Here is a 16014-nt window from a genome sequence, read left to right as displayed (position 1 = left end):
GAGCCACAGGCCTCACGCGATCACCTCGACCGGAGTCAGAGGGTCACGAGGACGAAGGCCTCCACCGGCTCGCCCTTGCCCTTGAGGGCGAGGGCGCCGAGCGGCTCGGTGGTCGCGCCGGGCAGCAGCGCGAGCGTGTCGGCGGTGACGGCGACGCGTCCGACGGGGGCCTGGCCCTCGATCCGCGAGGCCACGTTGACGGCGTCGCCGATGACCGTGTGCGTGCGTCCGCCCTCGCTGCCGAGCACGCTGACGAGCACCTCGCCGCTGTTGATCCCGACCCGGAAGCGGGGCCAGCCGGGGTGCTGGTCGGCGATCCGCGTCGTCTCGACCTGCAGGTCCAGGCCCGCCTGCGCGGCTCGGCGAGCGTGGTCCGGCTGGTCGCCGAGGCGGTTGAAGGTCGCCATGATCGCGTCGCCGATGAGGCGGTCGATCGTGCCGCCGTGCGCCTTGACGACGGCCGGGATCGCGACGGTGAAGTAGGTGTTGAGCATGTCGGTGACCTCGCTCGGGTCATGGCCCTCCGAGAAGGTCGTGAAGCCCTTGAGGTCGGCGAAGAGGATCGACATCTCGCGACGCCCTGCCACGGTGTCGGCCGTGTAGAGCGCGGCGTAGCGCTCCTCGTGCCAGGACTGCTGCGCCCCCCACGCGACGAGCACGAACGCGGCGAGCATGAGCACGTGCCAGCCCCACCACGAGTAGTGCCAGTTCGGGGCCAGGACGATCGCGACCATCGCCTCGGCGAGGAGGACCATCGCCGACGCCATCGCCGCGGGCAGCAGCCCACCGCGCTGCCACCAGAGGCGTGCGTACGTCACGGCGGCCACCCCGAAGAGCACGACCGACACGACGCCCGCGACGACCATCGGCGGGGAGTCGCGCGCGAGCCCCGGCCCTGCTCCGAACGGCCCGAGCCGCAGCAGCGAGGCGACGCCCCACACGACCATCAGCAGGAGCAGGGCGAGTCGCAGGATCCGCGCACGGCGCATCTCCGCGGCGGCCCGCGCCGCGTCGACCTCGCGCACCGACGCCACCGCGAAGAGCGAGCCGATGGCGATGCCGACGGGGGTGGAGATGTTGAACCCGGCGGAGGCGGTGTCGAGCAGCACGTGCGGCGTCGCGAGGGCGTGCAGACCGAGGAAGCCCGAGGCGGACAGGAACGCGAGCGAGACGTACATGACGCGCACGTCGCCCCGTCGCACCGCTGCCGCCCCCGTGCCGTATGCCGTCAGCGCACTGAGCAGAGCCGCGCCGAGGACCATCCAGAAGTGGGTCGGGTCGTGCTGCCACTGCATGTCGAGCTGCTCGGAGAGCCGCAGGACGGCCAGGCCGATCAGCGGCAGCGTCAGCGCGACGGCGCCCATGGCTGCGCGTCGCCGGGCTCCAGGCCGTCCGTCGCCCGGTCCGTCAGCCATCGGGGACGGCCTGCGCTTCCGGACTCCTCGACCGCGACGCCGCCTCGACGAGCGAGAGGTACTGGTGCACCTCCGACACGACGACCGATCCCTCGCCGACCGCCGACGCGACACGCTTGACCGACCCCGCCCGCACGTCCCCGACCGCGAAGAGGCCCGGCACGGAGGTCTCGTGGGCGCACGGGGGTCGGTCGAGACTCCAGCCGGCCTCGCGCACGTCGGCACCGGTGCGCAGGAAGCCCCAGGGGTCGCGGGCGACCGCCTCGGGCAGCCACGCGGTGTGGGGCTGCGCGCCGATCATCACGAAGAGGCCGTCCGCCGGGGTCGAGCGTCGGTCGCCGGTCGTGCGGTCGGCGACGACGACCTCGGACAGCCATCCGTCGCCGCTCCCGTCGACGACGTCGGCGTTCGGGACGACCGTGATGGTGGGCGACGCCTCGATCTCGTCGATGAGGTAGCGCGACATCGTCGCCGAGAGGTCCGGGGTGCGGATCACGACGGTCACGTCCGCGGCGTACCGCTGCAGGTGGAGGGCCGCCTGCCCGGCCGAGTTGCCGCCGCCCACGATGACGGTGTGCGCCCCGGCGAGTCCGTGCGCCTCGGAGACGTTCGCGCCGTAGTAGACGCCGGAGCCGCTCAGCGCCTCGAGCGACGGCACCCCGAGGCGCCGGTAGGCCACCCCGGTGGCGAGCAGCACCGCGCGTGCCCGCACGTCGCCCACGTCGGAGACGGTGACCACGAACCACGAGGACCCGTCCGCGTCGGTGGTCCGGTCGATCGCCGTGACGCGTCGCGTCAGGACGAACCGCGCGCCGAAGACCCACGCCTGCTGGAAGCCTCGCTGGGCCAGCTCCGCGCCGGAGACCCCCCGCGAGAAGCCGAGGTAGTTGCGGATGAGCGAGCTCGTGCCGGCCTGGCCCCCGAGCGCGTGCTCCTCGACGCAGACCACGGACAGCCCCTCCGACGAGCCGTAGACCCCGGCCGCGAGACCGGCCGGCCCGGCGCCGACGACGAGCAGGTCGACATCGCGCACCTCGTCGCGGCCCCCGTCGCCACGAGGCACCGAGAGGTCGGTCCCGATGCCCCAGGCCTGACAGATCTCGACGTCGGTCGGGTCGAGCAGGACCCGGCCGCCCAGCGCCGCGAGCCAGAGGACGAGCGGCCCGTCCGCGTCGTCCGGTCGCGGGGCCTCGATCTCCCCGAGCAGGTCCACCGCCTCGGTCGAGCCGCGATCGAGGTACGCGTGCGGGATCCCGTTGCGGGTCAGGAGGGTCCGCACGGCATGACCCCGCGGGTCGCGGGCCGCGCCGACGACGACCACCTCGCGCCGGCGGTTGGCGACGGTGCGCGACCAGACCTGGACGAACTCCGAGACGGTGCGGCAGAAGAGCTCGTCCGGCGAGGTCCACGGCTGGAGCACGTAGTAGTCGATGTCGCCGAGGGACATGCCGCGCAGGATCGCCGCCGCCGTGCGCCCGTCGGCCCAGGCGCCCCACGGCACGAGCAGGGCGCGGGCTGCGTCCGGGTGCAGGGTGCGCACCGACCGCAGCAGCTCGGCGCCCCCGAGGCCGGGCAGCCACGGGTCGGCGAGGACGAGGGCGACGGGGTCGCGTCGCTCGGCCGCGAGCTCGACGTGGTGCAGGGCGACGGCGCTGTCGGACTCACCACGCACCCGGAAGTCCGCGCCGAAGCGCCGGGCCAGCTCAGCCTCGGTCCGGGCCAGTGCGTCGAGGTCGTGGTCGACGACGAGCAGGAGAGGACGGGTCATGGAAAACCCCTGGTGCAGCGTGCGGGCAGGACGACGTGCGACCACCCCTCTCTCGACGGTAGGACGGTCCGCCCGCCAGCGGGTCCGAACGGACGATCTGCTCGCCTCTCGGCCAAGATGGGGCCATGGCACCACTGGGACCACCCACCGCGTACGACGTCGACCGGATCCGTTGGCACTTCCCCGCGCTGCACGAAGGGGCCGCGCACTTCGACGGCCCCGGCGGGTCACAGGTGCCCGACACCGTCGCGACGGCGGTCGTCGAGACGCTCACCTCGGCCATCTCGAACCGCGGCACCGTCACGGCTGCCGAACGGCGTGCCGAGCGCGTCGTCGTCGAGGCCCGTGCCGCGATGGGTGACCTGCTGGCGGTCGACCCGGGTGGCGTCGTCTTCGGCCGCTCGGCCACCGAGCTGACCTTCCACCTCGCCCGCACGCTGTCGGCGGTCTGGGGGCCCGGCGACGAGGTCGTCGTCAGCCGCCTCGACCACGACGCCAACATCCGGCCGTGGGTGCTCGCGGCCGAGGCCCGTGGCGCCACAGTGCGCTGGGCCGAGTTCGACCCGGCCACCGGCGAGCTCAGCCCCGACGCGGTCGCCGCGGTCGTCGGCGAGCGCACGCGTCTCGTCGCGGTGACCGCGGCGTCCAACCTCATCGGCACGCGCCCCGACCTCCCCGCCATCGCCGAGATCGCCCACGCGGCGGGTGCCCTCGTCTGGGTCGACGGCGTCCACGCGACCGCGCACGTGCTCACCGACGTGCCTGCGAGCGGCGCGGACTTCTGGGTCTGCTCGCCCTACAAGTTCCTCGGCCCGCACCACGGCGTCCTCGCCGCCACGCCCGCCCTCCTCGAGACGCTGCACCCCGCCAAGCTGGTGCCCTCGTCGGACGCGGTGCCCGAGCGGTTCGAGCTCGGCACGCTGCCCTACGAGCTGCTCGCCGGCACGGCCGCCGCCGTCGACTTCCTGGCCGACCTCGCCCTCACCGATCCCTCGCAGCCCCGCCGTCAGCGACTCGTGTCCTCCTTCGCCGCGCTCGAGGCGCACGAGGACGGCCTCCTCGCCACGCTGGAGGCGCGGCTGCGCGCCGTCCCCGGGCTCACGGCGCACAGCAACGCGCAGCACCGGACACCGACCCTCCTCGTCACGGTGGAGGGCCACGACCCGCAGGACCTGCGCGTCGCCCTCGCCGAGCGCGGCGTCAACGCGCCCGCGGGGCACTTCTACGCGTGGGAGGCGAGCCACGCGCTGGGGCTCGGCACCACGGGAGGGCTGCGGATGGGGCTCGCTCCCTACACGAGCGCCGATGACGTCGAGCGGCTCGCGACCGGCCTCGAGCAGATCTGCGGGGTGGGGCGATGAGTCGCCCGGTGCCGCTCCCGGCGGGGCCCGGCCAGGAGTCGGTGTGGGACTACCCGCGCCCACCGGCCGTCGACCCGAGCGGTGAGCTCGTCGAGGTGCACCTCGGCGGGGAGGTCGTGGCGCGGACCCGGGCCTCGCTCCGGGTGCTGGAGACGAGCCACCCGCCGACCTACTACCTGCCGCTCGACGCCTTCGCCGACGGCGCTCTCGTCCCCGTGGCGGGCAGCTCGGTGTGCGAGTGGAAGGGCCAGGCGGCGTACCTCGACGTCGTCGGTGGTGGGCGCCGGGCGGCCGGGGCGGCGTGGACCTATCCGGACCCCGTGCCCACGTATGCCGTCCTCGCCGGTCACGTCGCCGTCATGCCGGGGCTCGTCGACGCGTGCTTCGTCGACGGCGAGCAGGTGCGGGCCCAGGACGGCGGCTTCTACGGCGGGTGGATCACCGACCGCGTCGTGGGTCCGTTCAAGGGCGGCCCCGGCTCCCGGGGCTGGTGACGCCAGACCTCACCCTCAGAGGGGGAGGATCGCGGGCGCGCCGAGGGGCAGGGTGGTCGGTGGGAGACGTGCGTCCGGCGACGCACAGGAGCCCGACGACATGACCGCAACGACCGCCGGACGGCCGGCCCGCCACGGCGCCACGCAAAGGAGCAGGACATGGCTGCCTTCACGGTATGGAAGTTCGACGACCTCGACGGCGCCGACCACGCCGAATCCGTCCTCGAGGACTGTCAGGCGGAGGGTTTCCTCAAGGTCATCGACCACGCCGTCGTCACCTGGCCCCCGGGGGACCCGCACCCCAAGACGAGCCACGGGAACGACGACAAGTGGCGAGGCACGGGCTGGGGCGCGCTCTGGGGAGTGCTCGTCGGCGCGCTGTTCTTCGTTCCCGTCGTGGGCGGCGTCGTCGGCGCGGCCATCGGGGCGATCAGCAAGATGACCGAGGACGCCGGCATCACGAAGGAGCAGCTGGAGACGATCCGCACGGAGCTGACCCCGGGCACGTCGGCGCTCTTCGTCGTCACCGAGAACGGCGACCTCGACCGCGTGGGCGAGCGGCTCCGCGGGATCCACAGCAAGCTCATCACCACCAACCTCACCGAGGGCGAGCGCCAGATGCTGCTCGAGACCTTCGGGGGTCGCTGACCAGACCTTCCGGGGTCGCTGACCGCGGCCGTCGGGCCGGGGATCAGCGCGGCAGCTGCTCGATCCGGGCGTCGACGAGCTGTCCGTCGCGCACGTCGAGCCAGGCGAAGGTCCCGGCGGGCTGACGCCGACGGTCGGTCGGCGACCCCGGGTTGAGGATGCGGACGCCGTCGCCGGTCTCGTCGAGCGGGATGTGCGAGTGCCCGAAGACGACGAGGTCGGCCGTCGGGAAGCGCCGCCGCATCCGCGCGGTGCGCCCCTGGCGCTGCCCGCTGTCGTGGATCATCCCGACGCGCAGCCCGTCCAGGTCGACCTCGAGCGTCTCGGGTGCGCCCCACGCGGCGACCTCCGCGACGTCGTTGTTGCCCATGACGACGTGCACCGGCGCGAACGATGCGAGCAGGTCGAGGACGTCGGGCGTGCAGACGTCCCCGGCGTGCAGGATGACGTCGGCCGACGCGAGGTGCGGGAGCAGCGCCGGCGGGCAGGCCTTCCAGTGGCGTGGCGCGTGCGTGTCGGAGACGACGAGGACCCTCACGACCGACCCCCGCCCGCTGGTGTCGTCGGCCACGGGGGCAGCAGGGGCAGCAGCTCGCCGAGCTGCTCGGCCGAGACGAACGACGGGTTGGCCATGAAGGGCTGGCCCTGCACCTCGAGACCGTCGATGCCCGCCGCCCTCAGCTCCGCGTCCTCGACCGGGTCGTCGAGCAGCGCGACGTCGATCTCGACCCGCTCACGCACGGCGTGCGCGTCCGATGCGGTGCGCCACCAGGCCTGGGTGGACTCCACCCAGGGCTCGACCTGCGCCACGGCATGGCCGAGTCCCCACACCCCGCGGCTCAGGCCGTCACGACCGTCGCCAGAGACCCAGAAGAGCACCTTGTCCCCGGGAGCGACGAGCCGCGTGCGGTAGCTCGGGTGCACGGCCCACGAGGTCAGGCGTCGCTCGCCGGACCCAAGCAGGGCCCGCAGGTCCCAGAGCGAGGGGTTGCACTTGAGCACCCACGCCCCGAGGCGCTCGCGCTCGACGGACCTCCCGGTGCTCCTGCCTCTCGCCATGCACGACTCCTACCCGCGGACACGCTCGAGCACCTCGAGGACCGTGGCCTCGACGAGCTGCACCTTGTAGCCCGTCTCCGGCAGCGGGCTCGCGCCCTCGGTCGCCAGGTGCGCGCCCGCGGCGACCGTGCCGTCGTCGAGCGTCGAGCCGGTCAGCAGTTCCTCGACGGCACCGAGCCGCAGGGGAACGGGCGCCACGCCGCCGATCGCGACACCGCACGACGTGACCGTGCCGGCCGCGTCGCGGACGATGCGGACGACAGCCTCGACGAGCGGCCACTCGGCCTCGAACCGGCTGATCGAGCGGACGTAGGCGGCCCGCTCGCCCGCAGCCGGAGGCGGCAGGGTGACGCGGGTCAGCACCTCGTCGTCGGCGAGCAGGTGGTCACGGGTGGGGTCGGACCCGTCGCCGAGCACGTCGCCCACGCCGAGACCGTCACGGTGCGTCGTGTCGACGGTGGCGGCATACGTCAGCAGTGCCATCGCGAGGGACGACGGGTGCGGGTGGACGCACGGGGCGGTGTCGAAGGCGACGCCGTAGAGGTGGCGCCCGTCGCGCGCGGGGCAGCCGTCGCCGCCCGACTTGAAGCACGACGTGTGAGGGTGCCGGAAGTACCAGCAGCGGGTGCGCTGGAGCAGGTTGCCACCGATCGTCGCGGCGGCACGCACCTGGGGCGTGGCCAGGCCTGCGGCCGTGAGCGCGAGCGCCGGGTAGTCGGTCGCGAGATCGCGAGCCACCGTGGCCACGGTGACGCCGGCGCCGAGGGTCGTGCCCGCGTCGGTGCGCTCGACCGCGGCGAAGCCGGGCACCCCCGTCAGGTCGAGAACGTGCGGCGTGGCGCCGGTCGTGCGCAGCCGCTCCTGGAGGTCGGTGCCGCCGGCTCGGTAGACGAGATCGCCTGTGCCGTCAGGCCGCTCGTCGTATGCCGTGAGGATCGTGAGGCTCATCGCGTGACCTCCGAGCGGAGTCCCTCGAGCAGTCGGTCGGGTCGTACCGGGAGCGTCAGCGGTCGCCAGCCCGTCGCGTTGAAGATCGCGTTTCCCACGGAGGCGGCAGGGCTGACGGTGGCGACCTCGCCGAGGCCGACCCCACCGCCGGGCACGCGGTCCCAGCCCTCCTCGTGGAAGTGGATGTCGATCTCCGGGGTGTCGCCGAGCTGGGGGATCCGGTAGTCCTCGAGGTTGGCGGTCAGGGTGAGGCCGGTGTGCGGGTCGAGGACCTGGTTCTCGTAGAGCGCGAGCCCGATGCCCTGGATGATCGAGCCCTCGCACTGGCTCCGGGCCAGGACCGGTGCGTGGATGCGGCCGACGGCGATGCCGCCGTGGACACGGAGCACGCGGGTCTTCCCGGTGCGGGTGTCCACCTCGACCTCGGTGACGTGCAGGGCCGCCGAGAAGCCGCGGCCGACCTGGATGCCGTTCATCGTCATCGGGACGGCTCGCAGGCCTCGGTCGCCCCCGCGCTTCGCCGTCGCCGACGCGCCGTCTGGGGCACGGTCGAGGTCGGTGCCGACCCGGTCCCGGAGGCTGGTCGCCGCCTCGACGGCGGTCGACCACAGCGACACCGTCGTGCGGCTGCCCCCGGACGCCGGGCCGTGGGACGTGCCGCCGTGGGAGCGGCCGAGCCGGACCTCGACGTGGGACGGGTCGACGTCGAAGACACCTGCCACCGCCCGGGCGACGACCGTGCGGCTCCCGGTCCCCATGTCCTGCGCCGCCGTCGACGCGACCAGGTGACCGGCCTCGACGGACACGACGACCTCGCAGTCGGGGTCGACGAGGTAGATCCAGTTGCCGGCAGCCACACCGACGCCGCGCCGGAAACGCCCGGACTGGCTGCCCGTGGCGGGTCGCCGCTCCCAGGTCGGCAGCGCACTGGCCCAGCGGTAGAGCGCCTGACGCTTCTGGTTGCCGTCCCACTGGGCGCGCAATGCGATCGGGTCGCGGCCGAAGCGGTGCGCGACCTCGTCGACGGTCTGCTCGAGCGACCAGGCGCTCGTCGGGCCGCCGGGTCCCCGGAACGGCGCTCCGGGTGGCGCGTTCGTCACGACGTCGACGTCGCGGGCCAGCCGGGGCGTGCGCTCGTAGAGGAGCATCGAGAGGGCGGCCACGCTGTTGCCGATGGCGACGCCCGCGTGGCTGTCGGTGTCGACGACGAGCGCCCTGACGGCCTGCGTGTCGTCGTCGACGAGCATGGAGACGCGCGACCGGCTCCCCGGACGGTTGCCGGTGCCGGTCAGCTCCTCGTGCCGGTCGAGCACGAGCCGTACGGGTCGACGCGCGAGGCGGCTCAGGGAGATCGCACTCGTGGCCTCCGTCGTGAGCGAGAGCTTGGCCCCGAACCCACCGCCGACGTGCTCGGCGACGACCTCCACCTGCGCGGGGTCGAGGTCGAAACGGTCGGCGATGGCGTACCGCATGAGGTCCACGCCCTGGGTGCTGAGCCAGACTCGCAGGTGCTGTGGGTCGGTCCAGTCGGCGACGCAGGCGTGCGGCTCGAACGCCGTGTGCAGCTGGGCGGCGGTGTGGAACTCCAGCTCGACGAGGCAACGTCTCCCGGCAGCGCGCGCGGCGCCGACGCGACGTTTGGCGAGCGTGCCGAGGAAGGGGCTGCGCGAGGGCCCGTGGCGGTTGCCGTCCCAGGGTGCCGGCATCGACCCGCCCTCGCCGGCGGAGGGCGCCGCCTTCCGCTCGCCCCGGGTCGGGTAGACGAGCGGGGCACCCGGGCGTACGGCCACCTCGGGATCGAGCACGAAGTCGTGGACCGTCACCGGCACGACGAGCTCCCGCGCGATCCGGCGCGCCTCGGCGAGGGACTCCGCCGCGACGACGGCGATCGGCTGCCCGGCCCAGCGCACGCGCCGGTCGTCGCCGAGGACGTCGAGGCCGACGACGCCGTCGGGGAAGCGGATCGGGCCGACCGTGCCGGCCGCCACGTCGGAGCGCCGGATCGCAGCGTGCATCATGCCGGGCAGGACGACGTCGGTCGTGTAGACGGCGGCGCCGGTGACCTTGGCGGGGGCGTCGACGCGCTCCACGTCGCCGACCCCGCCGTCGTGCTCACCGCGGCACGCGGCGGCGACGGCACGGTAGATGCCTTCGTAGGAACCGCACCGGCACAGGTGGCCGGCGAGCGCCTCGGCGATGACCTCGCGGCTCGGGCCGTCCGGCTCGTCGGCACCGTGCTCGGGCCGCCACCGGTCGTGGAAGGCGACCGCCTCGACGACGAACCCCGGCGTGCAGTAGCCGCACTGGAGCCCGTCGTGGTGGGCGAAGGCCCGCTGGACGGGGTGGAGGTCCTCGCCGTCGGCGAGGCCCTCGACGGTCGTGACGCTCGCGCCGCGCAACCGGGTGGCGGGGGTGAGGCAGCCGAGCAGCGGTTCGCGGTCGACGAGCATCGTGCACGCACCGCACACCCCGCTGCCGCAGACGAGCTTCGTGCCGGTCAGGCCGAGTCCGTCGCGCACGACGTCCAGCGCCGACTCCGTGCCGTCGACGTCGATCACCCGCGCCTCGTCGTTGACCGTGGTGGTGAGCTCCATGAGGGCCTCCTGCGGCTGCGTCTCGACGAGACGGTGCGCCACGACGCTACCTCCGGACCGGCCCCGGCGCGATGATGGTGTCGAGGGCTCGTGCTCGAGGCCGACGCGTGGCCCCGACGAGCCGAGCCGGGTGACTAGGAGAGTGTGGTCATGCGCATCGCGGTGCTGGGCACGGGCGGGATCGGCGGCTACTTCGGAGGGCGGCTCGCGGCGTCCGGGCACGACGTCACCTTCGTCGCGCGGGGTCCCCATCTCGAGGCCATCCGCGACCACGGCCTCGTCGTGACGAGCGTCGCGGGGGACGTGACCGTCGAGCCCGCGCGGGTCACCGACGACGTGGCCTCCATCGGGGTCGTCGACGTGGTCCTCCTCGCCGTCAAGACGTGGCAGCTCCCACCGGTCCTCGAGGCGCTGCCCTCGCTCGTCGGCCCGGACACGGCCGTCGTCACCACCCAGAACGGCGTCGAGGCGCCCGACCAGGTCGCAGGCCTCGTCGGACGCGCCGTCGTGCTGCCCGGCATCGCCAAGATCTTCGCGTTCATCGACGGTCCCGGCCGCATCACGCACGCCGGTGGTCCGGCCTCGCTGGCCTTCGACGAGTGGTCGGCCACTCCCGGCGCCACGTCCGACCGGGTCACGCGGCTGCGCGCCGCCGTCACGGCGTCCGGCGCCGTCTCGCCCGTGCCCGACGACATCTGGGCCGAGCTGTGGTCGAAGATGCTCTTCGTCGTGCCCTTCGGTGGGCTCGGCGCCGCCCTCGACGCGACCATCGGCGAGCTCCGCTCGCACGCGCCGCGCCGGGTGCTGCTGCAGGACGCGATGCGGGAGGTCGAGTCGCTGGCCCGGGCCCGCGGCATACGCCTGCCCGAAGGGATCGTCGAGGGCACGATCGCCTTTGTCGACGACCAGCCGGCCGACGCGACGACCTCGCTCCAGCGCGACCTGCTCGAGGGCAGGCCGTCGGAGCTCGACGCGTGGACGGGCGCCGTCGTGCGCCTCGCCGGCGAGTCCGGTGTCGACGTCCCGCTGCACCGGCTGCTCCTCGAGGTGCTCACGTCACGCCACCCCGCAGCGTTGCTCGGCTGACCGCTGGACCCCACTCCTGGCGTACGCCCTCGGTGGGCGCGATGTGGGCGCGATGTGGGCGCGATGTGGGCGCGATGTGGGCGCGATGTGGGCGCGATGTGGTCGGGACGGTCAGAGGTCGGGGCGACACACCCCGCGGCCGAGGATCGCCAGCCCGCGCAGGTCCCCGTCGGCCGGTCCGGCACCGGTGCCACCCGTCAGTGACATCAGCTGGGACCCGTCGGAGACGTGGTTGAGCCCGAGGACGTGACCGATCTCGTGCTCGACGACGGCCCGCGCGGAGTCCTCGCGACCCGCCGCGAGCAGGTCGTCCATGGCCGTGGCATCGAGCCAGACGGAGCCGGTGACGTAGACGAGGGCCCCGTCGCCGGCCGCGCGCGGCGTGCTCCCACCGAGACCGACGGTGCTGCCCGCGAGGCGCGGGATCTGGTCGGGCGTCGCGAACGCGATGTAGACGGGCGCCCAGCGGTCGCCGTATCGGTCGGGCTGGTAGGGGTCTCGCTCCGGCGCCGGCGCCTCGTCGGTCAGGCCGTCGTCGACGAAGCGCAGCCCGCTCGCCTCCGACATCGTCGCCACGGCCTCGCGCACGAGGGCGTCGCCGCCCGGGGGAAGACCGACGGTGCTCGTCGTGAAGTGGATCGGCCGGCAGGGGTCGTAGGCCACCGGGTCCGTGCCGTTGGCCTGCATCCGCATGAACGTGTAGCCGCCCGTGCCGCCGGGCATCGTCGGTGGAGCGCCGAGCGGTTCCTGGGCCGCGCCGATGCCCGCGGGCGGCGAGTCGACACCGAAGCCGTGCCGCGAGTCGAACGGTCTGGCCTGCCACTGCCACAGCGGGACCACGACGGCCAGGACGGTGAGGACCACGGCGCCGAGCCACACGGGCCGGCGGCCACGGGACGCGCTCGCGCCGGTGGCTCGGTGCCGACCGGGTGCGCGGACGAGGGACCCCTGACGCATGTCGTGCATGGTGCCGTGAACCGTCCGTCCTGTCGCCCCGAGAGCGTTCGATCGAGAGCCGGCTCCTCACGCGCGACTCCTCATCCCGTACCCAGCGGGACGCTGCGTCGGGCGCCCACACGGTCGTCGGCTAGGTTCTGCGTCCGTGGAGTGGTTCGAGCACGTGCGCGACCGGGTCGTCCCGGCGACCGCCGACGTCGCCCTCGCGGCGCCCCGCCTGCTCGTCGTCCTCGGTGTCGCGCTCGTGCTCGTCGCCGTCGAGCCGCTCTGGCGGGTCGTCCGTCTCGCCGTCACCCTCGTGCACGAGCTCGGTCACGCCGTCGTCGGGGTCCTCGTCGGCCGCCAGTTCACCGGCTTCGTCCTCCGCGGCGACATGTCCGGCCACGCCGTGACCCGAGGTCCCGTGCGCGGCACCGGTCGCGTCGCGTCGACATGGTCGGGCTACCCGGTGCCGGCGCTGCTCGGCGCCGCGATGGTCTGGGCCGCCGAGCGAGGCTGGGCGGCCCCGGTCATCACGGCCGGCCTGGCCGTGCTGTTCTTCGCCCTCGTCCGGGTCCGCTCGGCGCTCACCGTCGTCGTCATGGTCGTCGCGATCGCCGGCTCGGCGGCCCTGTGGTGGTGGCGCGACGATGCGCTCCAGACCCAGGTGCTCGTCGGGCTCGGCGTCGTGCTCGTCGTCGGGGGGTGGCGCCATCTCGTGGCCGTGCTCCGGGACCGCAGCAGCGGCAGCGACCCGGGGGTCCTCGCCTCCCTGACCCCCCTGCCGCGCGCCTTCTGGAACCTCTCGTTCGTCGTCGTGTGCGCCCTCTCGACGTGGGTCGTCGTCGGCGAGGTCGTCGCCACCCTGCGCTGAGCCGGCACGATCCCCGCGGCGTTGATGTTCGACGCGCCGAGAAGTGGGTAAGCGCTGCTCGGGTGGGGCCAGGGGGAGCCACCTGCAGCACGGCTCGGGGGACGCCACATCCGGTGCACGGATGACCGCGGCCGCGGCCCGGCGGCATACAGGGGGTCCAGGTATGCCGCCGGGCTGAGCCCCGCTGGAAAACGTGGCGCCGCGTCAGTTGAGGCTGAAGGGTGGGATCGCCGCCCGGCCCACCGCGCCCAGCGCTGAGGCGAACTCCCGCTCGCGCCGGACGAGCCGGATGCCGAGGCGCAGGCGGGACTCCGTGTCGCTGCTTGCGAGGAGGCGCTGGCGGTCGGACACGTCGAGGCTCACGGTGTCCGGGACGGCATACGCCAGCGACCGGTCGTCGGTGGGGAGCTCCGGCTCGGCCCCGGTGGCCGCGCCGAAGGCGGTCAGCTCGGCCCGCAGCCGCGCCGCGAGGACGGCGACGGCCGGGACGTCGCCGTCGGGCTCGGTCAGCCAGGTGACCCGGGCGGTGGTGTACGGGGTGCCGGCGGACTCGTCGATGGCGTCGAGGCGGAAGCGGTCGGTGCCCTCCGAGACGGCGAGGAAACGCTCACCCTCCAGGGCTGCCGCCTGGACGAGCAAGGCACCGCAGCCGACGGGGTGCAGCGCCCGCACGCCGTCGTCACCCACCTCGAAGCCCTCGCGGATCGCGATGACCCCGAAGACGGGCAGACGCTCGTCCTGGCCGTCGAGCAGGTCCTTGAGCAGCTGGATGTAGCGCGGTTCGAAGATCTGCAGCGGCAACCGCGCACCGGGCACGAGCACGGTGCCGAGCGGAAAGAGCGGCAAGGTCGCCATGAAGGCCAGCCTAGGTCGGAACTGCAAAGTGGCAGGTGGGCTGTCGAGCCCTCGGTGCCCGACGGGGGCTCGGACCCGAGTCTCAGTCCGGGACGCCGGACGGCATGGCCTGGGTGGCGCCGAGCTGGTCGGCGGTCACGGCCCGGCCCGAGCCGGTGCGCTGCCCCGGGTCGCGGACCTCGCCGTGGAGCTCCTCGACCTCGTCGAGCATCTCCGCGGGCGAGCCGTTGATGGCCGTCGCGAGACCGAGGGCCAGGCCGCGCAGCTCCTGGTCGCCGAGGCCGAGGCGCACCGCGACGGCGGCGGCATTGGCCGGACGCTTCTCGGGGTCCTTCTCGAGACACTCGGCGATGAGGTCGCGCAGGTCCTCGGGGACGTCGTCGGGCAGCGGCGGGGGCGGCTCGTTGACATGGCTCAGCGCGGTGGCGATGGGCGTGCCGCGGTCGAAGGGACGCCTGCCCACGAGCATCTCGTGGCCGACGACGCCGAGGGCGTAGAGGTCGCTCGCGCCCGTGGCCGCGTGGCCGAGAGCCTGCTCGGGGCTGATGTAGTTGGGCGTGCCGAGCATCTCGCCGTGCTGAGTGTGTCCGGACGCGTCGAGGGCACGTGCGATGCCGAAGTCGGTGAGCTTCACGAGGCCGTCCTCGCGGACCATGATGTTGGCCGGCTTGATGTCGCGGTGCACGACGCGGGCCTCGTGGGCGACGCCGAGCGCGAGCGCGGCCTGGCCCATGATCGAGCGGACCTCGGCGGGTGCAAGGGGGCCGCGCTGGTTGAGCACGGCCGAGAGCGGCTCACCGGAGACGAGCTCCATGACGAGGAAGGCGAGGCCCTGGTCCTCGCCGTAGTCGAAGACCGTCGCGATGTTCGTGTGCATCAGAGCGGCCGAGTGCACGGCCTCGTCGCGGAAGCGGAGCGCGAAGAGCCGCTCGTGGTCGGCGTCGGGACGCATGACCTTGACCGCGACCTCACGCCGGAGCACGGAGTCGGTGCCTGCCCAGACGTCGGCCATCCCGCCGGAGGCGATGCGGCTCTCCAGGTGGTAGCGCTCGCCGAGCACGAATCCTTCATGCAGGCGGTTCATGTCGGGCACACCTCGGTCTCCAAGGACTGAAGGTGCACGTCAGATGACATCTCAGGGGCCTTCGTCAGCGGTCATGGTACGGGACCCGCAGATGATTGAGCATTCACGGGTTTGGGTCTCTGCTGAACCGTGCCCCCGGGCACGGCTCCCGCCTACATACCCCTGAGGTCCGGGCCTCGAACACCCGTTTTGGGCGGGTCCGCCGGGGCCCGGCGACACACGATGGCGTATGCCGCCGGGCCGGGTCCGTCGTCGACGTGGCCCTGGGTCGGGTCCATGGGACGACGGTCGGCGAGGCGATCAGGCGAGGCGACCGGGCGAGGCGACCGAGCGGGGCACGGGCGGTCAGGCGGGACGGCGCCGGTTCGTCGAGGCGATCAGGAGGCCACCCGCGACGACGACCGCGGCGGCGACGCCGAGCCCGAGCACGGGCAGGTCGGACGGCTGGGGCGAGGGCAGGACGATCCGGCGCGACACGGGTGCGACGACGGCGGGCGTGCTCCCCTCGGCCGAGTTCGCCGAGCCCGCGCCAGAAGCGGGGGACGCAGACGACGGGTCGGCGCAGGACACGACGGACCCGCCGCCGACGTAGACGCAACTCGCCGACGCGGACGAGGGCTGCGCACCGGGCACCGGGTCGGGACGCGGGACGGCCAGGGCCGGCCCGGCGACAGCGAGACAGAAGACGGCCGAGGTGCCGAACGCCGCGGCCGAACGGCGACCGAGTCGAGTGGTGGTGGAGGACTGACTGGACATGTGGCGCTCCTTTCACGTGGAGAGTCGACCCCGCACGGCCGCGCCATGGACCGCGATCGCTCCCAGGGGCGCCGGGCCTTCGAGGATTCCGTCGGGCCGTGGCCGGAGCCGATCGAGCGGGTAGCTGACAGACGGA

15 protein-coding genes are annotated in these 16014 nt (G+C 73.8%); 5 read left to right on the top strand and 10 right to left on the bottom strand.

Annotated elements, in window-relative coordinates; genetic code table 11:
* Positions 1-35 precede the first annotated feature (35 nt).
* Together NR112_RS06625 and NR112_RS06620 are read right to left on the bottom strand one after the other, a co-directional pair.
* Positions 36-1415, bottom strand: coding sequence for an adenylate/guanylate cyclase domain-containing protein (locus NR112_RS06625; protein ID WP_256793190.1), 1380 nt, complete (start codon positions 1413-1415; stop codon positions 36-38).
* Positions 1408-3183: an FAD-dependent oxidoreductase gene (locus tag NR112_RS06620; RefSeq protein ID WP_256793189.1), complete on the bottom strand. Its 1776-nt coding sequence runs from the start codon at positions 3181-3183 to the stop codon at positions 1408-1410. The genes NR112_RS06625 and NR112_RS06620 overlap by 8 nt, the downstream gene beginning before the upstream one ends.
* Positions 3184-3308: 125 nt before the next feature.
* On the opposite strand from NR112_RS06620, the gene NR112_RS06615 reads away from it, so the two are divergent.
* The 3 genes from NR112_RS06615 (at position 3309) to NR112_RS06605 (ending at position 5686) form a co-directional block, all read left to right on the top strand.
* Positions 3309-4544: a cysteine desulfurase-like protein gene (locus NR112_RS06615; RefSeq protein ID WP_256793188.1), complete on the top strand. Its 1236-nt coding sequence runs from the start codon at positions 3309-3311 to the stop codon at positions 4542-4544.
* Positions 4541-5038: a DUF427 domain-containing protein gene (locus tag NR112_RS06610; protein WP_256793187.1), complete on the top strand. Its 498-nt coding sequence runs from the start codon at positions 4541-4543 to the stop codon at positions 5036-5038. The genes NR112_RS06615 and NR112_RS06610 overlap by 4 nt, the downstream gene beginning before the upstream one ends.
* 159 nt (positions 5039-5197) lie before the next feature.
* Positions 5198-5686 carry a DUF1269 domain-containing protein gene (locus NR112_RS06605; RefSeq protein WP_256793186.1) on the top strand — a complete coding sequence of 163 codons (489 nt, stop codon included), beginning with the start codon at positions 5198-5200 and terminating at the stop codon, positions 5684-5686.
* Positions 5687-5729: 43 nt separating this feature from the next.
* Here NR112_RS06605 and NR112_RS06600 read toward each other — a convergent pair whose 3' ends face one another.
* The 4 genes from NR112_RS06600 to NR112_RS06585 are packed head-to-tail and all read right to left on the bottom strand — an operon-like array spanning position 5730 to position 10287.
* A complete protein-coding gene (locus NR112_RS06600; protein ID WP_256793185.1) occupies positions 5730-6257 on the bottom strand; it encodes a metallophosphoesterase family protein in 528 nt (175 codons plus the stop codon).
* Entirely contained in the window at positions 6221-6745 is a 525-nt protein-coding gene (locus tag NR112_RS06595; protein WP_256793184.1) for an EVE domain-containing protein, read from the bottom strand. Before NR112_RS06595 ends, NR112_RS06600 begins: the two co-directional genes overlap by 37 nt.
* Before the next feature lie 9 nt (positions 6746-6754).
* Positions 6755-7693: a xanthine dehydrogenase family protein subunit M gene (locus NR112_RS06590; RefSeq protein WP_256793183.1), complete on the bottom strand. Its 939-nt coding sequence runs from the start codon at positions 7691-7693 to the stop codon at positions 6755-6757.
* On the bottom strand, positions 7690-10287 hold the full coding sequence (locus NR112_RS06585) for a molybdopterin-dependent oxidoreductase (protein ID WP_256793182.1): 2598 nt from the start codon (positions 10285-10287) through the stop codon (positions 7690-7692). The genes NR112_RS06590 and NR112_RS06585 overlap by 4 nt, the downstream gene beginning before the upstream one ends.
* A 150-nt stretch (positions 10288-10437) precedes the next feature.
* On the opposite strand from NR112_RS06585, the gene NR112_RS06580 reads away from it, so the two are divergent.
* On the top strand, positions 10438-11373 hold the full coding sequence (locus tag NR112_RS06580; RefSeq protein ID WP_256793181.1) for a 2-dehydropantoate 2-reductase: 936 nt from the start codon (positions 10438-10440) through the stop codon (positions 11371-11373).
* A gap of 111 nt (positions 11374-11484) precedes the next feature.
* Here the strand turns inward: NR112_RS06580 and NR112_RS06575 are convergent, their stop codons facing one another.
* Positions 11485-12330 (bottom strand): peptidase M10A and M12B matrixin and adamalysin, encoded by an 846-nt coding sequence (locus tag NR112_RS06575; protein ID WP_256793180.1) that lies wholly within the window; start codon positions 12328-12330, stop codon positions 11485-11487.
* A gap of 145 nt (positions 12331-12475) precedes the next feature.
* Between NR112_RS06575 and NR112_RS06570 the strand changes: the two genes are divergently transcribed.
* Positions 12476-13183 carry a M50 family metallopeptidase gene (locus NR112_RS06570; RefSeq protein ID WP_256793179.1) on the top strand — a complete coding sequence of 236 codons (708 nt, stop codon included), beginning with the start codon at positions 12476-12478 and terminating at the stop codon, positions 13181-13183.
* A gap of 204 nt (positions 13184-13387) precedes the next feature.
* On the opposite strand, the gene NR112_RS06565 is transcribed toward NR112_RS06570, so the two are convergent.
* The 3 genes from NR112_RS06565 to NR112_RS06555 form a co-directional block, all read right to left on the bottom strand.
* A complete protein-coding gene (locus tag NR112_RS06565) occupies positions 13388-14038 on the bottom strand; it encodes an LON peptidase substrate-binding domain-containing protein (protein ID WP_256793178.1) in 651 nt (216 codons plus the stop codon).
* Positions 14039-14120: 82 nt separating this feature from the next.
* Complete coding sequence (locus tag NR112_RS06560) at positions 14121-15122, bottom strand: serine/threonine-protein kinase (protein ID WP_256793176.1); 1002 nt, start codon at positions 15120-15122, stop codon at positions 14121-14123.
* A gap of 345 nt (positions 15123-15467) precedes the next feature.
* Positions 15468-15878 (bottom strand): hypothetical protein, encoded by a 411-nt coding sequence (locus tag NR112_RS06555; RefSeq protein ID WP_256793175.1) that lies wholly within the window; start codon positions 15876-15878, stop codon positions 15468-15470.
* Positions 15879-16014 lie beyond the last annotated feature (136 nt).

Origin of the sequence: Terrabacter sp. Ter38 (assembly GCF_024519435.1) — a bacterium.
Lineage (GTDB): Bacteria > Actinomycetota > Actinomycetes > Actinomycetales > Dermatophilaceae > Terrabacter.
The sequence above is the reverse complement of the archived record's forward strand: the minus strand, read 5'-3'. Positions and strand labels throughout refer to the sequence as shown.

What these genes read in the sequence shown, in the direction of transcription:
- NR112_RS06625 (WP_256793190.1), bottom strand. Translation starts at nt 1,415, where the DNA reads ATGGCTGACGGACCGGGCGACGGACGGCCTGGAGCCCGGCGACGCGCA.
- NR112_RS06560 (WP_256793176.1), bottom strand. Translation starts at nt 15,122, where the DNA reads ATGAACCGCCTGCATGAAGGATTCGTGCTCGGCGAGCGCTACCACCTG.
- NR112_RS06555 (WP_256793175.1), bottom strand. Translation starts at nt 15,878, where the DNA reads ATGTCCAGTCAGTCCTCCACCACCACTCGACTCGGTCGCCGTTCGGCC.
- NR112_RS06620 (WP_256793189.1), bottom strand. Translation starts at nt 3,183, where the DNA reads ATGACCCGTCCTCTCCTGCTCGTCGTCGACCACGACCTCGACGCACTG.
- NR112_RS06595 (WP_256793184.1), bottom strand. Translation starts at nt 6,745, where the DNA reads ATGGCGAGAGGCAGGAGCACCGGGAGGTCCGTCGAGCGCGAGCGCCTC.
- NR112_RS06605 (WP_256793186.1), top strand. Translation starts at nt 5,198, where the DNA reads ATGGCTGCCTTCACGGTATGGAAGTTCGACGACCTCGACGGCGCCGAC.
- NR112_RS06575 (WP_256793180.1), bottom strand. Translation starts at nt 12,330, where the DNA reads ATGCGTCAGGGGTCCCTCGTCCGCGCACCCGGTCGGCACCGAGCCACC.
- NR112_RS06615 (WP_256793188.1), top strand. Translation starts at nt 3,309, where the DNA reads ATGGCACCACTGGGACCACCCACCGCGTACGACGTCGACCGGATCCGT.
- NR112_RS06565 (WP_256793178.1), bottom strand. Translation starts at nt 14,038, where the DNA reads ATGGCGACCTTGCCGCTCTTTCCGCTCGGCACCGTGCTCGTGCCCGGT.
- NR112_RS06585 (WP_256793182.1), bottom strand. Translation starts at nt 10,287, where the DNA reads ATGGAGCTCACCACCACGGTCAACGACGAGGCGCGGGTGATCGACGTC.
- NR112_RS06610 (WP_256793187.1), top strand. Translation starts at nt 4,541, where the DNA reads ATGAGTCGCCCGGTGCCGCTCCCGGCGGGGCCCGGCCAGGAGTCGGTG.
- NR112_RS06590 (WP_256793183.1), bottom strand. Translation starts at nt 7,693, where the DNA reads ATGAGCCTCACGATCCTCACGGCATACGACGAGCGGCCTGACGGCACA.
- NR112_RS06580 (WP_256793181.1), top strand. Translation starts at nt 10,438, where the DNA reads ATGCGCATCGCGGTGCTGGGCACGGGCGGGATCGGCGGCTACTTCGGA.